This is a genomic window from Silanimonas lenta DSM 16282 (genome assembly GCF_000429065.1).
In the GTDB taxonomy this organism is placed as follows: domain Bacteria; phylum Pseudomonadota; class Gammaproteobacteria; order Xanthomonadales; family Xanthomonadaceae; genus Silanimonas; species Silanimonas lenta.
The window spans coordinates 242,218-259,190 of the sequence record NZ_AUBD01000005.1; the positions used below are offsets into that span (position 1 = coordinate 242,218).

The window sequence follows — 16,973 nt, forward strand, 5'->3', positions numbered from 1 at the left end:
CCCGCCATGCCCCTCGCCGCCCTCGATTCCCCCGCCCAGGTTTCGCCCTCCCCGCCCGCATCGCCTCCCGACGCCCCCCGGCGCGAAGGCGTGCTCGCCACCCGACTCGCCCTGCGCCGGGCCGGCGTACAGCGCCTGCACCTGCGCTGGCGGCTCATCGGCGCCGAGGGCGCACCGGTGCATGCCGTGCTCGGCGGCATCTCGGCCACCCGCCATGTCGCCGCCGTGGCGAAGGACGAACCCGCCGGCTGGTGGCAGGCGCAGGTGGGGCCGGGCCGGCCCTTCGACCTCGCGCGCTGCCGGGTGCTCAGCTTCGACTGGGTGGGCCGCGACGGCAGCCTCGACGCCCCCATCGCCACCCAGGACCAGGCCGATGCACTGGCCGTGCTGCTCGACCACCTCGGCCTTGCCCGCCTGGCCTCCGTCGTCGGCAGCAGCTATGGGGCGATGGTGGCGCTCGCCTTCGCCGAGCGCTACCCGGCCCTGGTCGAGCGCCTGGTGCTGATCAGCGGCGGCGACCGCGCCGACCCCTATGCCGCGGCCTGGCGAGCCCTGCAGCGCAGGGTGCTGGAGCTGGGCCAGGACCGCCCCGAGGCGGTGGCGCTCGCCCGCCAGTTCGCCATGCTGAGCTACCGCACGCCGGAGGAGTTCGCCCAGCGCTTCGATGCGGAACCCCGCTGGCAGGACGGCCGCCTGCGCTGCGCCGCCGAGGACTACCTCGAGGCCGCCGGCGCGCGCTTCGCCGCGGTGTTCAGCCCGATCGCGTTGCGCCGCCTCTCCGAATCGATCGACCAGCACCGGGTCGATCCGGCGCGCATCCGCACCCCGGCCACGGTGATCGCCGTCGAGGAAGACCGGCTGGTGCCCCTGCCAAGCCTGCGCCGGCTGGCCCTTGCGCTTGGCGGCCCTGCCGAGTTCGCGGTGATCCGCTCGCTCTACGGCCACGACGCCTTCCTGAAGGAGCCCGAGCAGATCGCCCGCCTGCTTTCCCGGGCACTCGCTCCACGGGCCGGCGCGACCATGCCGCCCTCCGTTCCCCATTCTTCCCCGCTCCTCTCGCCGCCCGAGGCCTTTGCATGAGCCGCTTCGAACCCGCCACCCGCGCCGTGCGCGCCGGCATCGACACCGACACCGCCCACGGCGCGGTGGTGCCGCCGATCGTGCTGTCCTCCAACTTCAGCTTCGCGGCCTTCGGCGAGAAGCGGCGCTACGACTACACCCGCAGCGGCAACCCCACCCGCGACCTGCTGGGCGAGGCGCTCGCCGGACTCGAGGGCGGAGCGGGCGGCATCGTCACCGCCACCGGCATGGCGGCGATCACCCTGGTGCTGAGCCTGCTCGAGCCGGGCCAGCGCCTCGTCGTGCCGCACGATGCCTACGGCGGCAGCTGGCGCCTGTTCAATGCGCTGGCGAAGAAGGGCGCCTTCGAGCTCCTCACCATCGACTTCACCTGTCCGCGCCAGCTCAGCCAGGCGCTCGACCCGGCCCCGGCCCTGGTCTGGATCGAGACGCCCTCGAACCCGCTGCTGCGCATCACCGATCTGCGCTTCGTCGCCGAAGCGGCGAAGCGCGTGGGCGCCCTCGTGGTGGTCGACAACACCTTCCTCTCGCCGGCCCTGCAAACCCCCCTCGACTTCGGCGCCGACCTCGTGGTGCATTCGACCACGAAGTACATCAACGGCCACAGCGACGTGGTGGGCGGCGCGGTGGTGGCCAGAACGCCGGAACTGCACGAACGCCTCACCTGGTGGGCCAATGCCCTCGGGCTCACCGGCTCGCCCTTCGACGCCTTCCTCACCCTGCGCGGGCTGCGCACCCTCGATGCCCGCCTGCGGGTGCACCAGGAGAACGCCGGGGCGCTGGTGGTGCGGCTCGTCGGCCACGAGGCGGTGGCCGCGGTGCATTACCCGGGCCTTCCCAGCCACCCCGGGCATGCGCTGGCGGCCCGGCAGCAGCGCGGCTTCGGCGCCATGCTGAGCTTCGAGCTGCGCGGCGGCGCGGCGGCCGCCCGGGCCTTCTGCGAGGGCCTGCGCCACTTCACCCTCGCCGAATCGCTGGGCGGCGTGGAGAGCCTCGTCGCCCATCCCGCCACCATGACCCATGCCGCCATGAGCCCCGAGGCCCGCGCCGCCGCCGGCATCGGCGAGGGCCTGCTGCGGCTCTCGGTGGGCATCGAGCACCACCGCGACCTCGAGGCCGACCTCGCGGCCGGGCTGGCGCGGGCGGCCCGGGTGGCCGCGGCGGCCGGGCGCGAAGCGGCCTCGGGCTGAGGCGGCGCCACGCGGGGCCTGCGCCGCCCCCGAGCCGGGGCCCGGCGCGGATTTGCTAGGCTTGGCGCCCCTTTACGAGACCTTCCGACCGGCCCAGGGGCCGGTCGCGCGCCGCATGGACAAGAGCTTCGAGCCCAGCACCTTCGAATCGAAGTGGTACGCCCACTGGGAAGCCACCGGCCTGTTCAAGCCCTCCGGCGATGCCTCGAAGCCGGCCTACAGCATCCTGCTGCCGCCGCCGAACGTCACCGGCACCCTGCACATGGGGCATGCCTTCCAGCACACCCTGATGGACACGCTCATCCGCTACCACCGGATGCGCGGCTTCGACACCCTCTGGCAGCTCGGCACCGACCATGCCGGCATCGCCACCGAGATGGTGGTCTCGCGCAACCTGCACCTCGCGGGCAAGGGCGAGACCCGCGACGGCCTCGGCCGCGAGAAGTTCATCGAGAAGGTCTGGGAGTGGAAGCAGGAGTCCGGCGGCACCATCGAGCGGCAGATGCGCCGCCTCGGCAGCTCCGGCGACTGGTCGCGCAGCGTGTTCACCATGGACCCGATGCCCTCGAAGGCCGTAATCGAGACCTTCGTGCGCCTGTACGAGCAGGGCTACATCTACCGCGGCAAGAAGCTGGTCAACTGGGACCCGGTGCTGAAGACCGCGATCTCCGATCTCGAGGTAGTGAGCGAGGAGGAGAACGGCCACCTGTGGTCGATCCGCTACCCGCTGGTCGACGCCACCTACGAGCACGTCGAGCGCGATGCCGAGGGCAACGTGACCCTGCGCGAGACCCGCGACTACCTCGTGGTCGCTACCACCCGCCCGGAGACGATGCTCGGCGACGTCGCCGTGATGGTGCACCCCGAGGACCCGCGCTATGCCCACCTCGTCGGAAAGCAGGTGCGCCTGCCGCTCTGCGGCCGCACGATCCCGGTGATCGCCGATGCCTACGTCGACCGCGCCTTCGGCACCGGCGTGGTGAAGGTGACCCCGGCGCACGATTTCAACGACTATGCGGTGGGGCAGCGGCACGGCCTGCCGATGATCAACCTGTTCACCGACACGGCACACCTCAACGACGCTGCACCGGAACGCTTCCGAGGTCTCGACCGCTTCGAGGCGCGCAAAGCCGTGCTGGCGGAACTGGAAACCGAGGGCCTGCTGGTCGAGGCCAGGCCGCACAAGCTGATGGTGCCGCGCGGCGACCGCACCGGGCAGGTGATCGAACCCTACCTCACCGACCAGTGGTTCGTGAGGATGGACGAATTCGCGAAGAAGGGCCTCGAGGCGGTGGAAAGCGGCCGCGTGCGTTTCGTGCCCGACACCTGGACCAGCACCTACCGGCACTGGCTGGAGAACATCCAGGACTGGTGCATCAGCCGCCAGCTCTGGTGGGGCCACCGCATCCCGGCCTGGTACGACGAGGCCGGCCGGGTCTACGTCGGCCGCGACGAGGCCGAGGTGCGGGCAAAGCATGGCCTCGGAGAAAACGTGGCCCTGCGCCAGGACAGCGACGTGCTGGAGACCTGGTTCAGCTCGGCCCTCTGGCCACATGCCACCATGGGCTGGCCCGATCCCGAGGCCATGGCCGCGCGCGGCTTCGACCGCTACCTGCCCTCCTCGGTGCTGGTCACCGGCTTCGACATCATCTTCTTCTGGGTGGCCCGGATGATCATGATGACCGGGCACTTCACGGGCGAGGTGCCGTTCAAGGACGTCTACATCACCGGCCTCGTCCGCGACAAGGACGGCCAGAAGATGTCGAAGTCGAAGGGCAATGTGCTCGACCCCATCGACCTCATCGATGGCATCAGCCTCGAGGCGCTGGTCGCCAAGCGCACCAGCGGCCTGATGAAACCGAGCGACGCGCCGAAGATCGAGAAGGCCACACGCAAGGAATTCCCGAACGGCATCCCGGCCTTTGGCGCCGATGCCCTGCGCTTCACCTTCGCTTCGCTCGCCACCCATGGCCGCGACATCAAGTTCGACCTCGCCCGCTGCGAGGGCTACAAGAACTTCTGCAACAAGCTGTGGAACGCGGCGCGCTTCGTGCTGATGAACACCGAGGGCTTTACGGCCTCGGGTGTGCCCACCCCGACCACGGACGCCGAGCGCTGGATCCTCGACCGCCTGCAGCAGCTGCTGCGCGAGGTGGAGGTGCAGTTTACCGCCTACCGCTTCGACCTCGCTTCGCAGGCCATGTACGAGTTCGTGTGGAACGAGGTCTGCGACTGGTTCCTCGAGCTCGCCAAACCCGCCCTGCAAGGCGGTGATGCCGCCGCCATCGCCTCGACCCGCCATACCCTGCTCTACGTTCTCGAGCAGAGCCTGCGCGTGCTGCACCCGCTGATGCCCTTCATCACCGAGGAGATCTGGTCGCACGTCGCGCCGAAGCTCGGCCTCGGCGGCGGTTCGATCAGCGTGCAGGCCTACCCCGCCTTCGATGCCGCGCTCACCGACGCCCGTGCCGCGGCCGACATCGAGTGGCTCAAGTCCGTCATCAGCGCCCTGCGCTCGATCCGCAGCCAGCTCGGCGTGCCGCCGGGCAAGGCCGTGCCCCTGCTGCTCTCGGGCAAGGGCGATGCGGCGCAGATCGAGCGCCATTCGGGCGGTCTCAAGTTCCTCGCCCGGCTCGAGTCGATCGGCTGGGTGCAGGGCGACCCGCCGCCGGCCGCCGCCGCGGTGCTCGGCGAACTCACCCTGCTGGTGCCGCTCGAAGGCCTCGTCGATCTGGAGGCCGAGCGCGCCCGGCTCGACAAGGAGATCAGGCGCGTCGAGGGCGAGATCGCCAAGTGCCAGGGCAAGCTGGGCTCCGGGACCTTCGTGGCCAATGCGCCGGCGGCCGTGGTCGAGCAGGAGCGCCGCCGCCTCGCCGAATGGACGACGATGCTGGAGGGCCTGAAGGCCAACCGCGGGCGCCTGTAACCCCCGACGGGCGCCGGGCTGAACGGCCCCCTCCGCCGCCCCTCGGCCGCACTGGCGGACCCGCTCCGTTTCGGGCAGGGTGCGCGCCATGACCGACCTCAACCTCCATGGCCTGGCCCACGCCCTGCGCGACGAGCGCTGGAGCGCGATCACCCATGGCGCGGGAGCGGTGCTCTCGGTGGCCGGGGCGGCGGTGCTGATCACCCTCGCCGCCCTCTGGGGCGATGGCTGGCAGCTCGCCAGTGCGATCGTCTTCAGCACCACCCTGGTGCTGCTCTATACCGCCTCCACCCTGTACCACGCCGCGCCCTTCAAGACCGCGCTGAAGGCCCGCCTCAAGCTGCTGGACCACTGCGCGATCTACCTGCTGATCGCCGGCACCTACACCCCGGTCACCCTGGTCGGCCTGCGCGAGCACGGCACGGGCTGGTGGCTGTTCGGCGCGATCTGGACCCTGGCCATCGGCGGCGTGGTGTTCAAGCTGCTGACCCGGGGGCGATTCAGGCTGCTCTCCACCCTGATCTACATCGCCATGGGCTGGCTCGCCATCGTCGCCATCAAGCCGATGACCGAGCAGCTCAGCAGCTGGGCCCTGCTGTGGATCTTCTCCGGCGGCGTGGCCTACACGCTCGGCACCCTGTTCTACCTGAGCCGGCGCATCCGCTACACCCACACCATCTGGCATGGCTTCGTGCTGGCCGGCAGCGGCCTGCACTTCGCGGCGGTGGCGACGCAGGTCTGGGGGCACTGAGCCGCGCGCATATCTCGTGCAGACGGCGGTCGCGGGCGAGCCTGCCTGCCGCGTGCGGCATTTCGCTCTTCCCTCGGTCGGGGCACTCCTGCCCCGACTCGGGCGCTCGCCATCCATGGCTCGCTTGCCGCGAAACGCCACCCGCGGCGTCGCGGCTCGCGGCGGAACACCCGGAGCGCCGCGCCCGAATCCGCGCCATGCCGCCTAGCGCTCCGGCGGAAGCAGCTCCATCGCCATCACGATCGCATCCTCCCGCCCGTCCTTGGCCGGGTAGTAGCGCGGCCGCTGGCCGATCTCGTTGAAGCCCTCGCTGGCATAGAGCGCGATCGCGGCCGGGTTCGAGGGCCGCACCTCGAGGAAGACCCGGTCGGCCATGTGCCAGCGGGCAAGGTCGATCATCCGCCGGAGCAGCCGCCGGCCAAGCCCCCGGCCCTGCCAGGCCGGGTCCACGCAGAGGTTCAGCAGATGCGCCTCGTCGGCGCCGATGCTGAGCACGCCATAGCCCAGTACCCCCTCGGCCGACTCCGCCACCCAGCACTGGTAACCCGCGCCCAGGCAATCGCGGAAGATGCCCGGTGTCCAGGGGAAGGCATAGGCCCGCGCCTCGATCGCGGCCACCAGCGGCACGTCGACCTGCCGCATCGGCCGGAACTGCACCGCCTCCTGCAGCCGCGCGGCGGCCATGCGCCTTCAGCCTCCACGCCGCCAGTCGCGCACGCGGCGCCAGAGCGCCCGCTTGAAGGCAGCGTCCCGTGGCGTGCCCTCGGGCGCCGGCCACTCCTGCCAGAGAGCCCCCACCCAGCGCTCCAGCCGGGCCCGCAGGGCCGGCGGCAGCCCGCGATCGGCCAGCCGCGGGGGCGCCACGGGCGCGGCCCCGCGCCGCACCCAGAGCCGGTAGCCCATGGCCTCGAGGCTGCGGCGGGCAAGCGGCCCGGGGTTCATGGCGCGCCTGCTCCCGGCGGCGTGGCCGGGCGGCGGCGCTGCCACAGCCAGAGCGCAGGGCCGCTCAGCACATAGGCCATGGCGACCACGAACACCACCTTGGCGGCATCGATCAGCAGGGCCACCAGCACCGCCACCACCAGCAGCATGAACCAGAACGGCACCCGGTCGCCGGGCCAGGCCTTGAAGCTGAAGAAGCGGATGCGGCTGACCATCAGCAGGGCGCAGGCCACGGTGACCGCCAGCGCCACCCAGCGCATCTCGTCCCCGGTATAGCCAAGGCTGGTGAGGCACCAGACCACGCTGATCATGGCGCCGGCCGAGGCCGGACTGGCCAGGCCGATGAACCAGCGCTTGTCGGCCGAACCGGCGGAGACATTGAAGCGGGCAAGCCGCAGGGCGGCGCAGGCCACGTAGAGGAAGGCCGCGGCCCAGCCCACCTTGGCCAGGGTGCCGCCGTCGAGGGTGAACTGCACCAGGGCCCAGTGGAACATGACGAGCGCCGGGGCCATGCCGAAGCTGATGAGGTCGGAGAGCGAGTCGTACTGCACCCCGAACTCGCTGGTGGTGCCGGTCATCCGCGCCACCCGGCCATCCACGCCATCGAACAGCCCGGCCACCAGCACGGCGATGCAGGCCGCCTCGAAACGGCCATTGGCCGCGGCGAGGATGGCGTAGAAGCCGGCGAACATGTTCGCCGTGGTGAGCAGATTGGGCAGCAGGTAGATGTGCCGGCTGCGCGGCCGCCGGGCCGCGGCGTCGTGGGGCAGGTCGTCCATCCCGCGAGTGTAGCCGCTGGCGGCCGCCCCCGGCCTGCACGCCCGGCCGGGATGGCGCTACCATGCCCCCATCCCCCTTCCGGAGCCACTCCATGCGCTGCCTCGTCCTCGCCCTCGGCATGGCCCTGGCCACCCCCCTGCTGGCCCAGGACCCGGTCTACACCTGGGTCGATGCCAATGGCGTGCGCCATTACGCCCAGACCCCGCCCACCGGGGTGAAGTACGAGGTACGGGGGGTGCGCAGCCAGACGGTGGGCACCGATTCGCCCAAGCCGGCTGAAACCGCCGATGCCCAGCGCCCGGAAGACAGGGCGGCCTGTGAGCGTGCCCGGCTGGCGCTGGAGCAGCTGAACTCAGGAGCACCGCTGGAGATGGACAAGGATGGCAGCGGAAAGCTGCAGCGCCTCACCGAAGAAGACCGCGCCACCCAGCGTCGTCTCGCCGAGCAGGCCATTCGCGCCTATTGCGTTGGCGGCTGAAGCAGCGCCCCCGGGCCGGGGCTAGAATGGCGGCTTTGCTGCCTTTCGCCTGCCCATGCGCCTGTCCTGCTTCCACCTCTCCACCACCAAGGAAACCCCGGCCGACGCCGAGATCGTCAGCCACCGCCTGATGCTGCGCGCCGGCATGGTGCGCAGGCTCGGTGCCGGCCTCTACACCTGGACTCCACTGGGCCTGCGGGTGCTGCGCAAGGTGGAGGGCGTGGTGCGCGAGGAGATGGAGCGCGCCGGGGCCATCGAGGTACTGATGCCGGCGGTGCAGCCGCGCGAGCTGTGGGAGGAGACCGGGCGCTGGGCCCGCTTCGGCGGCCAGCTGCTGAAGATCACCGACCGCAAGGGGCAGGAGTACTGCTTCGGCCCCACCCATGAGGAAGTGATCACCGACTTCGCGCGCAGCGAGCTGTCCAGCTACCGTCAGCTGCCGAAGAACTTCTTCCAGATCCAGACCAAGTTCCGCGACGAGATCCGCCCGCGCTTCGGTGTGATGCGGGCCCGCGAGTTCCTGATGAAGGACGCCTACTCCTTCCACCTCACGCCGGAATGCCTGGCGAAGGAGTACGCGAACATGTACGAGGCCTACGGGCGCATCTTCACCCGGCTCGGCCTGCGCTTCCGCGCCGTGGCCGCCGACACCGGCGCCATCGGCGGCAGCGCCTCGCACGAGTTCCACGTGCTGGCCGAATCCGGCGAGGATGCCATCGCTTTCTCCGACGCGTCCGACTACGCTGCCAACGTGGAGCTGGCCGAGGCCCTGGCCCCGGCCACGCCGCGCCCGGCCCCGGCAGAGGCCCTGCGCAAGGTCGCCACGCCGACCCAGCGCACCTGCGAAGCGGTGGCGGCCCTGCTCGGCCTGCCGCTCGAGCGCACGGTGAAGTCGGTGGCCCTCATGGGCGATCCTGCCGCGCTCGGCGGCAGCGGCTTCGTGCTGGCCCTGCTGCGTGGCGACCACACGCTCAACGAAATCAAGCTCTCCAAGCTCCCTGGGCTGGCCGAGCACCGCCTGGCCACCGAGGAGGAGATCCGCGAGCACCTCGGTGCCGCCCCGGGCTTCCTCGGGCCGGTGGCCCCGCGCCGGCCACTGACGGTGATCGCCGACCGCAGCGTGGCCGTCATGGCCGATTTCGTGGTGGGCGCCAACGAGGATGGCTTCCATCTCGCCGGCGTGAACTTCGGCCGCGACCTGCCGGAGCCTGCCCTGGTGGCCGACCTGCGCAATGTGGTGGAGGGCGACCCCTCGCCCGACGGCCAGGGCCGGCTGCGCATCGCCCGCGGCATCGAGGTGGGCCACGTGTTCCAGCTCGGACGCAAATATGCCGAGGCCATGGGAGCCACCGTGCTGGATGCCGAGGGCAAGGCGCAGGTGATGTCCATGGGCTGCTATGGCATCGGCGTGTCGCGCATCGTGGCCGCTGCCATCGAGCAGAACCACGACGAAAACGGCATCCGCTGGCCGGAGGCGATGGCCCCGTGGCGGGTGGCGGTCTGCATCATCAACCCGAAGCAGGATCCGGCGGTGACCGCGGCGGCCGAGGCCCTCTATGGCGAGCTTTCGGCCCGCGGCGTGGAGGTGCTGCTCGATGACCGCGGCCTGCGGCCAGGACAGATGTTCGCCGACATCGAACTGATCGGCATCCCGCACCGGGTGGTGGTGTCGGAACGCGGGCTGGCCGCGGGCACCTTCGAATACCGCGCCCGCACGGCCGAGGCCGCGGAGAACCTCGGCCGCGAGCAGGTATTGGCCCGCCTCGGCGCCTGAAGACGGACGAAAGTCTCCGGCCCGGAGCCGGGGCCGCGGCGGCGCGCCCCGGCGAATGAATCCTTCGGGGAAACCCCGGCCATTTCCCATGCCCGGCCCGGGCGATTACCATGGGCGGAATTTCCGGATACCCCCCGGACATTCCACACCCACGAGGAGCCCGATATGCCCGTGAACCTGGAAGGACTCTCCCCGAAGGAGCTGGATGCCCTGATCTCGAAAGCCAAGCAGCGCAAGCAGAAACTGCAGAAGCGCCCACCGCTCGCCGAGGTGCGCAAGGCCCTGGCGGCGCTGGCGAAGAAGCATGGCTATACCCTGGCCGAAGTGCTCGGCGGCAAGGCCGCGGCGGGCGGCCGCAAACCCGGCAGGAAGGCAGGGGCAAAACCCCGCAAATCTCCGGCCAAGGGGAGCAAGGTGCCGCCGAAATACCGCCATCCGGAAACCGGCGAGACCTGGTCGGGCCGCGGCATCATGCCGAAGTGGCTGGCCGCGGAAATCGCACGGGGCCGCACCCGCGAGGAATTCGCGATCTGATGCCGCAACCACCGCCGTCCCGGCCCAGCGGCCGGGGCGGCGTTTTCGTTTCACGGCGCCCTACAGATGCCGCCGCGGCGGCACCAGCAGATTGCCGAACAGCAGCCCGGCCACCAGGGCGGTGAGCGCCGCGAGCACCGCCACCGCGGTATCCAGCCCCAGGGCCACGTCGCGCTCCAGCACCGAGGTGAGGCTGCGGAAGCCCACGCTGCCGGGCACCAAGAGGATGATGCCGGACACCCTGAGGAGGGCGCCGGGGCGGCGGAAAATCCGTCCGTACGCATTCGAAATCGCCGCCACGCCGAGACCGGCGAAGAACACACCGCCGGCGAAATGCCCGGAGGCAAGGCCGAGGTACTCGCCGCCGATACGGGTGAGGCCATAGCCGATCCAGGCTCCCGCCATCACCACCGGCACGTCGCGCCGGGCAGCCCCGAACAGCACGGCAAAGGCGCCGGAACCCACCAGCAGGCCCAGCCATTCCCAGTACGGGGCGAGACTGGCCCCGGTGGCGAGGCGCGGCTGCCAGCCGATGGCATGCACGAGCTGGGTGGCGGCGATGGTGCCGAAGGTGAGCTTGAGCAGCACCACGCTGGCGCCGGCGAAGCGCGCCGTGCCCGAGGCCCAGTTGCCGCTGGAAAGCTCGGCCACCGCGGTGGTCAGCATCAGGCCGGGCATCAGCACGATCAGCGAGGCGATCACCACGGTCTGCAGCGAGAGCGGGACGAGGAAGGCCGCGATCGCCGAGGCCACGAAGGTGGCGATCATCGCGGCCAGGGCCTCGCTGGCCTCGTTGAGCCGCGGGCGCTTGGCGGCCGGCACGGCGATCAGCCCGATCAGGAGGCCGATCAGGGCCGAGGCCAGCACGTCGGCCACGCTGGTGCGCAGCAGGGCGGCCACCGAGCCGGAAGCGAGGCCGAAGGCCAGCACCGTGGCCGCGAGTCGCTTCCGGGTCGGCGGGCGGTCGAGCACGGTGAGGGCCTGGAGACCGGCCTCGACCTCCAGCGTGCCGGCCATCACCCGCTCGGCGATGTCGTCGACCATGGCCATGGCCCTGAGGTCGATGTCGCCCGGCGAGAGCCGCAGCACGCGGGTGATCTCCGCGCCGTCGCTGTTCTGCGGCGTGGAGAAGGACAGGATGATGCCGGTGGGATTGCTCCAGATCTCGGTATGCACCCCGAGCCGCTGCGAGACCACGCGGATGGCGCCCTCGAGACGCGGCGTGGAAGTGCCGCAGGCGTGCAGGCGCCGCGCCAGCTCGACGATGAAGTTGCAACGGTGGCGGAACGGGCTGGCGGCGATGGTCATGGCCGGGAAAGCATGGCAGAAAGCCCCCGGCATCGCGGACAATCGCCGCCTCCCGCCGGCCGGCCCGGCATCCGTCCCGCTCCGCATGGGCCTCGGTGAACTGTTCTCCCTGCTCTCGGCGGCCGCCTGGGCCGTGGGCGTCATCCTCTACCGCCAGCTCGGCGCGAGCCTGCCGCCCCTGCAGCTCAACCTGGTGAAGAACCTGCTGGTGCTGGGCATGGTGGCGCTCGCCATCCCGCTGCTACACGGCCCGGCCCTGCCCGCCTTCGATGCCGGCTCGGTCGCCATCGCGCTCGCCAGCGGCTTTGTCGGCATCGCCGTGGCCGACACCCTGTACTTCCGCGCGCTCAACCAGCTCGGCGCCGGGCGCATGGGCATCCTCGGCAATGTCTACAGCCCGGCGGTCATCCTGCTCAGCTTCCTGTTCCTCGACGAGCGCCTGACACTGCTGCAGTTCCTCGGCTTCGGCCTGGTGAGCCTCGGCGTCTTCCTGGTGGCCGAACGCCGCGCCGGCGATGCCGGCGGCGGCCCGGCCCTGCTGCGCGGCCTCGCCATCGGCCTTGCCGCCATCCTGCTGATGGCGGTGGCCATCGTGATGGTGAAGCGCACTCTGGAATCGCAGCCCCTGCTCTGGGTCACCGGCCTGCGCATGCTCGGGGCGGTGGGCGGCCTGCTGCTGGTGGGCGGCCTCATGGCCCGGCACCGCGGCACGCCCCTGCTGCCGCCGCTGCGGGGCCTGCCTTGGCGCAAGCTGGTGCTGGCGGCCTTCGTCGGCCAGTTCCTCTCGATGGTGTTCTGGCTGGGCGGCTACAAGTTCACCTCGGCCTCGGTGGCGGCTATCCTCAACGAGAGCTCGTCGGTCTTCATCCTGCTGCTCGCCTGGGCCTGGCTGAAGGAGCCGCTCACCCGCCGCGCCATCGCCGGCGTGGTGTGCACGCTGGCCGGCGTCGGCTGCATGTTGATCCCCGCCTGAAAGGAGCCGAATGGCCGAGACGCCGCTGCTGCGCGAGGACCCGGGCCAGCCCGGCCAGTGGCTCGCCGCCGGCGACTGGACGCTCGCCCATGCCCGGCAGCTCGAGGCCTTCGCCGGATCGGGCGCGGCCGGTGCGCAGCGCCTCGACGCCCGCGGCATCGGCCAGCTCGATGCCAGCGGCGCCATGCTGCTCTGGCGCCTCGCGCGCCGCCTCGGGCTGGCGGTGGACGCCCTCGCCCTGCGCCCGGAGCATGCGCCGCTGTTCGCGGCGGTGCAGGACATCTGCACCAGCCCGGCGCGCCGGGTGGAGAAGGACTACGGCTTCCGCGCCCTGCTCGCCCGCGCCGGCTTCACGGTGGAGGACTACGCGAAGGAGGTGCTGGCGCTGGTCGCCTTCACCGGCGAGGCTCTGCTCACCGCGCTCAAGGTGGCCGGCAACCCGCGGCGCTGGCGCTTCACCGCCACCGTGGCGCACATGGAGAGCGTAGGCCTCGATGCCGTGCCCCTGGTGCTGCTGCTCAGCTTCATGGTGGGCGCGGTGGTGGCCTTCCTCGGGGCCGAGGTGCTGGCCGAGTTCGGTGCCGAGATCTTCGTCGTCGAGCTGATCGGCATCGCCTTCCTGCGCGAGTTCGGCGTGCTGCTCACCGCGGTGCTGCTGGCCGGGCGCACCGCCAGCGCCTTCACCGCACAGATCGGCGCCATGCAGAGCGGCGAGGAGATCGACGCCATCCGCACCCTCGGCCTCGACCCGATGGAACTGCTGGTGCTGCCCCGGCTGGTGGCCCTGCTGCTGATGCTGCCCCTGCTCAGCTTCCTCGCGATGCTGGCCGGCATCGGCGGCGGCATCACCATCGGCGCTTCCATGCTCGGCATCTCGCCCGACATGTTCATCGCCCGCCTGCACGAGACCATCGAGGTGCGGCATTTCCTCGTCGGCATGGCCAAGGCCCCGGTGTTCGCCCTGGTCATCGGCCTCATTGGCTGCCTCGAGGGCATGCAGGTGCAGGGCACGGCGCAGTCGGTGGGCGAGCGCACCACCTCCAGCGTGGTGCAGACCATCTCGCTGGTGATCGTGATCGACGCGCTCGCCGCGCTCTGGTTCATGGAGATGGGCTTCTAGGCATGGAGGAGCTGCGCATCCCGCCCTGCGAGCCCGACCCCGGCGCCCCGGCCATCGAGGTGCGCGGACTCACCAATGCCTTCGGCGCCCAGGTAGTGCACGAGGGCCTCGACCTCACCGTGCGGCGCGGCGAGATCGTCGGCGTGGTGGGCGGTTCCGGTTCGGGGAAATCGGTGCTGATGCGCAGCATCCTCGGCCTGCGCCGGCCCCAGGCGGGCAGCGTGCGGGTGTTCGGCATCGATGCCCTGAGCGATGATCCGGCGAAGCGGCTCGCCATCGAGCGCCAGACCGGGGTGCTGTTCCAGGGCGGCGCGCTGTTCTCCTCGCTCACCGTGCTCGAGAACATCATGGTGCCGGTGCGCGAGCACCACGGCCTGCCCGAGGACCTGATGCACGCCCTGTGCTGGATGAAGATGCGTCTTGCCGGCCTTGGGCCGGAGGCAGCGCACAAGCTGCCGGCGCAGCTCTCCGGGGGCATGCGCAAGCGCGCCGGGCTGGCGCGTGCCCTGGCACTCGATCCGCCTTTGCTGTTCCTCGACGAGCCCACCGCCGGCCTCGATCCGATCGCCGCCGCCGCCTTCGACCAGCTGATCCTCGACCTCAAGCAGGCGCTGGGGCTCACCGTCTTCCTCATCACCCACGACCTCGACACCCTGTACGCGATCTGCGACCGGGTGGCCGTGCTGGCCGACCGCAGGGTGGTCTGCTGCGCCCCGGTGGCCGAGGTCGAGGCATTCCCGCACCCCTGGGTGCAGGCGTATTTCCACGGACCGCGCGGCCGTTCCGCGCGACGCGAGGCCTGAGATGGAAACCAAAGCGCACCATGTGCTGGTCGGCGCCTTCACCCTGGCGGTGGCGGTGCTGGCCCTGCTGTTCGCCCTGTGGACGGCGAAGGTGGTCTCCGACCGCAGCTGGGACGAGTACGAAGTGGTATTCACCGAGGCGGTGACCGGTCTCAGCCGCGGCGGCGTGGTGCAGTACAACGGCATCGCCGTGGGCGAGGTGCGCGAACTGTTCCTCGACCGCAAGGACCCGAGCCGGGTGATCGCCCGCATCCGCGTGGTCGCCGACACACCGGTGAAGACCGACACCACGGCCCGGCTGGCCTTCGTCGGCCTGACCGGCGTCACCCAGATCCAGCTCTCCGGCGGCAGCCCGGGCAGCCCCATGCTGAAGGACCGCCTCGAGGGCGGAGGCCTGCCGCGCATCACCGCCCAGGAATCGGCTCTGGCCAAGCTGCTGGCCTCCTCCGAGGACATCACCACCACTGCGAGCGATGTGCTCTTGCGGATCAACCGCATGCTCGACGACCAGACGGTGGCCAATGTCTCCCGCACCATGGCCCATCTGGAGCAGGTGACGGGCACGCTGGCGGCCGAGCGGGAGGAGATCGCCGGGATGCTGCGCGACGCCCGCAGCGCGGCGGAACGGCTCGACCGCGTGCTGGCCAAGGCGGAAGGCACGCTGGGCGGGCTCGACCGCAGCGTGGCGGCGATCGACCGGGATCTCCCTGGCATCCTGCAGAAGCTGGACCGCAGTCTCGTCGAGTTCGAGGCGCTCTCGAAGAACGCCAACCTGCTGGTCGAGGAGAACCGCGGTGCGGTCGAGCAGTTCAGCCGCAGCGGGCTTACCCAGGTCGGGCCGACGCTTGCCGAGCTGCGCAGCCTACTGCGGCAGCTCAACCGCGCCACCGCCCGCATCGAGGAGAGCCCCTCGCGGGCCCTGCTGGGCGGCCCCGTCCCCGAGGAGTTCAAGCCATGAGCCCCACGACCCCTGCGTCCCGCCGCGTGGCGGCCCTCCTGCCCTGGCTGCTGGCGCCGCTGCTGGCGGGCTGCGTCTCGCTCGGCGACAAGCCGGTGCTCACGGTGTACGCACCGCAGGTGGCCCTGCCCGCCGACGAGGACCTGCCGAGGCTCGATGCCAGCCTGGCCATCGCCGAGCCGAACGCCAGCACCCTGCTCGACAGCAACCGCATCGCCGTGCGCCCGGAACCGAGCCGCCTGCAGGTCTATGCCGGCGCGGTCTGGGCCGATGCCGCCCCGGCCCTGGTGCAGGCGGTGCTGGTGGATGCCCTAGGCGAGGGGGAGCATTTCCGCGCCGTGGTGCGGCCCAGCGACAACGTGGGCACCGAGTACCTGCTGCGCCTCGATCTCCGGCACTTCGAGGTGGCCTTCCCGGAGAGCCGCAAGGCCAGTGTGGCGCAGGTGGAACTGCAGGCCACCCTGGTGGAGCAGCGGCGCCAGCGGGTGCTGGCCAGCCGCCGCTTCCGCGCCGAAGCCCCGGCCGGCCGCGGCAGGCTGCCCGAGGCCGTGCCCGCCTTCGAGGCCGCGCTCAGCGAACTGGCGGGCGAGCTACGGGTCTGGGTGCTGGAGACGGCGCAGGCCGGATCCAGCGGAAGGTGAGGTTGATCCGTTCCTCCCCCAGCCCGGCCATGCGCGGCAGGGCGTGCTGGGCGAGGCGCTGGCACTCCCCTCGCATCAGCAGAAGATCGCCGTGCCCCAGCCGCCACTCCCGCCTGGTGGCGTGATCGGCCTTCAATCGCATCAGGAAGCGGCGCGGCGCCCCGAGGCTCAGCGAGGCGATCACCGGCGCCGGGCCGAGCTCCGGCTCATCGTCGCTGTGCCAGCCCATGGCGTCGCGGCCGTCGCGGTAGCGGTTCAGGAGCACGCTGTTGAAGCGCGCTCCGCAGGCGGCCTCGAGCCGCGGCAGCAGGGCCTCGATCGCCGGGTGCCAGGGTTCGGGCTCGAACACGGCGCCGGAATAGCGGTAGCTCGCCCCTGGCTCGCCCATCCAGCAGCTGAGCCGCGGCGAATCCACCCAGCGGCCGAACATGCGGATGCGGTGCACGCTCCAAAGCACCTCGGCGCGCAGCGCATCGGCGAGCGCCGAGGCCTTGCTGGCCGGCAGCCAGCCGCGATGCCAGACCACCCAGTCCGCAAAGGGCAGGGGCTTCGCAGGATCGGCTTCGAACAGGCTGCCCTGGACCATCCCGTATTGTCGCCAGCGGCGCGGTGAATACGCCGCGAGCCGGCCCGGCGGCGGCTTGCCATGACTTTCCTCCCTCCCCCGGCCACAATACGGGGCTGCATGGCCCAGCGCCCCACGGAAATCCCAAGG

17 protein-coding genes are annotated in these 16,973 nt (G+C 71.3%); 12 read left to right on the plus strand and 5 right to left on the minus strand.

The annotated features are described in order from the left end of the window. Nucleotides 1-6 precede the first annotated feature (6 nt). The 4 genes from metX (at nucleotide 7) to trhA (ending at nucleotide 5,947) form a co-directional block, all read left to right on the plus strand. Nucleotides 7-1,080 carry a homoserine O-succinyltransferase MetX gene (gene metX, locus G408_RS13020; RefSeq protein WP_051282605.1) on the plus strand — a complete coding sequence of 358 codons (1,074 nt, stop codon included), beginning with the start codon at nucleotides 7-9 and terminating at the stop codon, nucleotides 1,078-1,080. Next, a complete protein-coding gene (metB, locus tag G408_RS0103710; RefSeq protein WP_028769995.1) occupies nucleotides 1,077-2,270 on the plus strand; it encodes a cystathionine gamma-synthase in 1,194 nt (397 codons plus the stop codon). The genes metX and metB overlap by 4 nt, the downstream gene beginning before the upstream one ends. A gap of 115 nt (nucleotides 2,271-2,385) precedes the next feature. Beyond that, nucleotides 2,386-5,196 (plus strand): valine--tRNA ligase, encoded by a 2,811-nt coding sequence (locus G408_RS0103715; RefSeq protein WP_028769996.1) that lies wholly within the window; start codon nucleotides 2,386-2,388, stop codon nucleotides 5,194-5,196. A gap of 88 nt (nucleotides 5,197-5,284) precedes the next feature. After that, nucleotides 5,285-5,947 (plus strand): PAQR family membrane homeostasis protein TrhA, encoded by a 663-nt coding sequence (gene trhA, locus G408_RS0103720; RefSeq protein WP_051282576.1) that lies wholly within the window; start codon nucleotides 5,285-5,287, stop codon nucleotides 5,945-5,947. A 204-nt stretch (nucleotides 5,948-6,151) separates the two neighbouring features. On the opposite strand, the gene rimI is transcribed toward trhA, so the two are convergent. The 3 genes from rimI to pssA are packed head-to-tail and all read right to left on the minus strand — an operon-like array spanning nucleotide 6,152 to nucleotide 7,668. Next, on the minus strand, nucleotides 6,152-6,631 hold the full coding sequence (gene rimI, locus G408_RS0103725) for a ribosomal protein S18-alanine N-acetyltransferase (RefSeq protein WP_028769998.1): 480 nt from the start codon (nucleotides 6,629-6,631) through the stop codon (nucleotides 6,152-6,154). Nucleotides 6,632-6,637: 6 nt separating this feature from the next. Continuing rightward, a complete protein-coding gene (locus G408_RS0103730; protein WP_028769999.1) occupies nucleotides 6,638-6,889 on the minus strand; it encodes a hypothetical protein in 252 nt (83 codons plus the stop codon). Continuing rightward, complete coding sequence (gene pssA / locus G408_RS0103735; RefSeq protein ID WP_051282577.1) at nucleotides 6,886-7,668, minus strand: CDP-diacylglycerol--serine O-phosphatidyltransferase; 783 nt, start codon at nucleotides 7,666-7,668, stop codon at nucleotides 6,886-6,888. The genes G408_RS0103730 and pssA overlap by 4 nt, the downstream gene beginning before the upstream one ends. A gap of 92 nt (nucleotides 7,669-7,760) precedes the next feature. On the opposite strand from pssA, the gene G408_RS0103740 reads away from it, so the two are divergent. The 3 genes from G408_RS0103740 to G408_RS13025 all read left to right on the plus strand — a co-directional run bounded on the left by G408_RS0103740 (nucleotide 7,761) and on the right by G408_RS13025 (nucleotide 10,455). Next, entirely contained in the window at nucleotides 7,761-8,147 is a 387-nt protein-coding gene (locus G408_RS0103740) for a DUF4124 domain-containing protein (RefSeq protein ID WP_028770001.1), read from the plus strand. A gap of 55 nt (nucleotides 8,148-8,202) precedes the next feature. Continuing rightward, entirely contained in the window at nucleotides 8,203-9,921 is a 1,719-nt protein-coding gene (locus tag G408_RS0103745; RefSeq protein WP_028770002.1) for a proline--tRNA ligase, read from the plus strand. Nucleotides 9,922-10,086: 165 nt separating this feature from the next. Next, entirely contained in the window at nucleotides 10,087-10,455 is a 369-nt protein-coding gene (locus G408_RS13025; RefSeq protein ID WP_037412089.1) for an H-NS histone family protein, read from the plus strand. A gap of 60 nt (nucleotides 10,456-10,515) precedes the next feature. Here the strand turns inward: G408_RS13025 and G408_RS0103755 are convergent, their stop codons facing one another. Then, nucleotides 10,516-11,763: a threonine/serine exporter family protein gene (locus G408_RS0103755; RefSeq protein WP_051282578.1), complete on the minus strand. Its 1,248-nt coding sequence runs from the start codon at nucleotides 11,761-11,763 to the stop codon at nucleotides 10,516-10,518. Between the two features lie 85 nt (nucleotides 11,764-11,848). Between G408_RS0103755 and G408_RS15225 the strand changes: the two genes are divergently transcribed. From G408_RS15225 to G408_RS13030, 5 genes are read left to right on the plus strand one after another with little or no spacing between them, the layout of a single operon-like run. Further along, nucleotides 11,849-12,736 (plus strand): DMT family transporter, encoded by an 888-nt coding sequence (locus tag G408_RS15225; RefSeq protein WP_028770004.1) that lies wholly within the window; start codon nucleotides 11,849-11,851, stop codon nucleotides 12,734-12,736. Between the two features lie 10 nt (nucleotides 12,737-12,746). Then, entirely contained in the window at nucleotides 12,747-13,856 is a 1,110-nt protein-coding gene (locus G408_RS0103765) for an MlaE family ABC transporter permease (RefSeq protein WP_028770005.1), read from the plus strand. Nucleotides 13,857-13,858: 2 nt separating this feature from the next. Further along, nucleotides 13,859-14,659: an ABC transporter ATP-binding protein gene (locus G408_RS0103770; RefSeq protein ID WP_051282579.1), complete on the plus strand. Its 801-nt coding sequence runs from the start codon at nucleotides 13,859-13,861 to the stop codon at nucleotides 14,657-14,659. A 1-nt stretch (nucleotide 14,660) separates the two neighbouring features. Further along, complete coding sequence (locus G408_RS0103775) at nucleotides 14,661-15,617, plus strand: MlaD family protein (protein ID WP_028770007.1); 957 nt, start codon at nucleotides 14,661-14,663, stop codon at nucleotides 15,615-15,617. Next, on the plus strand, nucleotides 15,614-16,258 hold the full coding sequence (locus tag G408_RS13030) for an ABC-type transport auxiliary lipoprotein family protein (RefSeq protein ID WP_084628048.1): 645 nt from the start codon (nucleotides 15,614-15,616) through the stop codon (nucleotides 16,256-16,258). Before G408_RS0103775 ends, G408_RS13030 begins: the two co-directional genes overlap by 4 nt. Here the strand turns inward: G408_RS13030 and G408_RS0103785 are convergent. Next, the gene (locus G408_RS0103785; RefSeq protein WP_051282581.1) at nucleotides 16,188-16,844 is read right to left on the minus strand and encodes an alpha-ketoglutarate-dependent dioxygenase AlkB family protein; all 657 of its coding nucleotides are present in this window, start codon (nucleotides 16,842-16,844) and stop codon (nucleotides 16,188-16,190) included. The two genes, G408_RS13030 and G408_RS0103785, sit on opposite strands and share 71 nt — an antisense overlap. Between the last annotated feature and the right edge of the window lie 129 nt (nucleotides 16,845-16,973).

Coding starts and splice junctions, on each gene's coding strand:
- G408_RS0103765 (WP_028770005.1), top strand. CDS start 12,747: ATGGCCGAGACGCCGCTGCTGCGCGAGGACCCGGGCCAGCCCGGCCAG.
- pssA (WP_051282577.1), bottom strand. CDS start 7,668: ATGGACGACCTGCCCCACGACGCCGCGGCCCGGCGGCCGCGCAGCCGG.
- metB (WP_028769995.1), top strand. CDS start 1,077: ATGAGCCGCTTCGAACCCGCCACCCGCGCCGTGCGCGCCGGCATCGAC.
- metX (WP_051282605.1), top strand. CDS start 7: ATGCCCCTCGCCGCCCTCGATTCCCCCGCCCAGGTTTCGCCCTCCCCG.
- G408_RS0103770 (WP_051282579.1), top strand. CDS start 13,859: ATGGAGGAGCTGCGCATCCCGCCCTGCGAGCCCGACCCCGGCGCCCCG.
- rimI (WP_028769998.1), bottom strand. CDS start 6,631: ATGGCCGCCGCGCGGCTGCAGGAGGCGGTGCAGTTCCGGCCGATGCGG.
- G408_RS15225 (WP_028770004.1), top strand. CDS start 11,849: ATGGGCCTCGGTGAACTGTTCTCCCTGCTCTCGGCGGCCGCCTGGGCC.
- G408_RS0103785 (WP_051282581.1), bottom strand. CDS start 16,844: ATGGTCCAGGGCAGCCTGTTCGAAGCCGATCCTGCGAAGCCCCTGCCC.
- G408_RS0103715 (WP_028769996.1), top strand. CDS start 2,386: ATGGACAAGAGCTTCGAGCCCAGCACCTTCGAATCGAAGTGGTACGCC.
- trhA (WP_051282576.1), top strand. CDS start 5,285: ATGACCGACCTCAACCTCCATGGCCTGGCCCACGCCCTGCGCGACGAG.
- G408_RS13025 (WP_037412089.1), top strand. CDS start 10,087: ATGCCCGTGAACCTGGAAGGACTCTCCCCGAAGGAGCTGGATGCCCTG.
- G408_RS0103745 (WP_028770002.1), top strand. CDS start 8,203: ATGCGCCTGTCCTGCTTCCACCTCTCCACCACCAAGGAAACCCCGGCC.
- G408_RS0103775 (WP_028770007.1), top strand. CDS start 14,661: ATGGAAACCAAAGCGCACCATGTGCTGGTCGGCGCCTTCACCCTGGCG.
- G408_RS0103755 (WP_051282578.1), bottom strand. CDS start 11,763: ATGACCATCGCCGCCAGCCCGTTCCGCCACCGTTGCAACTTCATCGTC.
- G408_RS0103740 (WP_028770001.1), top strand. CDS start 7,761: ATGCGCTGCCTCGTCCTCGCCCTCGGCATGGCCCTGGCCACCCCCCTG.
- G408_RS13030 (WP_084628048.1), top strand. CDS start 15,614: ATGAGCCCCACGACCCCTGCGTCCCGCCGCGTGGCGGCCCTCCTGCCC.
- G408_RS0103730 (WP_028769999.1), bottom strand. CDS start 6,889: ATGAACCCCGGGCCGCTTGCCCGCCGCAGCCTCGAGGCCATGGGCTAC.